The organism is Escherichia sp. KCJ4928, assembly GCF_004352695.1.
GTDB lineage: Bacteria > Pseudomonadota > Gammaproteobacteria > Enterobacterales > Enterobacteriaceae > ECMA0423.
Window position 1 is genome coordinate 1 of record NZ_SJWV01000541.1, and the last position, 627, is coordinate 627.

General features: G+C 57.1%; 1 protein-coding gene and 1 pseudogene. Both read right to left on the bottom strand.

Going from position 1 to position 627, the window contains the following annotated elements:
- A pseudogene (locus E0D98_RS25430) lies at positions 1-436 on the bottom strand (conjugal transfer protein TraO); the annotation flags it as partial.
- A 3-nt stretch (positions 437-439) separates the two neighbouring features.
- On the bottom strand, positions 440-627 hold a 188-nt coding region (locus E0D98_RS25435), incomplete at its 5' end, for a DotH/IcmK family type IV secretion protein (protein ID WP_240723786.1).

A 627-nucleotide genomic window follows, 5' to 3' on the forward strand; every position in this document is an offset into this window, starting at 1 on the left:
TGCGGGCAAGCAGTTTTTGTAACGCTTCCCGCTGTTTTTCCCGGGCTGTTTGATCTGCCTGAGGGGGCGTTGATGGTTGACCAGAACCCTCGGCCTGGTCAGCAGGCTGAGTATCCCTTCTTTGATTATTTCCGTGATCAGTATCCAGTCCCCTGGGCAGACTGGCGATGAACGTCTGGTTATTACGTAACGCTTCTGCGGCCCCGCGCTCATTGTCAGCACGCAGTAAATCCCGGTAGTGCTGTGACTCCACCACGGTCCGCCCGCTGCCTGTTGTCGTGCTGTTGATATTGACTGACGAGAGCGATGCGCTGTTTTCGGGGGAAAGCCAGGTGAGCAGCAGGTATCCGCCCCCGATGATAATCACGCCCCCGAGAACCAGCAGGGCTGACAGTTTTTTGCCGGACTTTGCGGCTGTGTCCTGTTCTGCGCTCATGATTTACTCCAGTTCAGGGGTGACGTGAATGGACTGACCATTCACGGAGAAGGTGAGTAAGGGAGTCACCGGCAGTTTCCACAGACGCGTACCGTCAGCAGATGCCAGCGTCTGTTCAAATTCATCCCGCAGCATGGCCCGCGATCGCACGAGCAGATCATCGCCGTGCTGCCAGATGGTGGTGCCCGGAA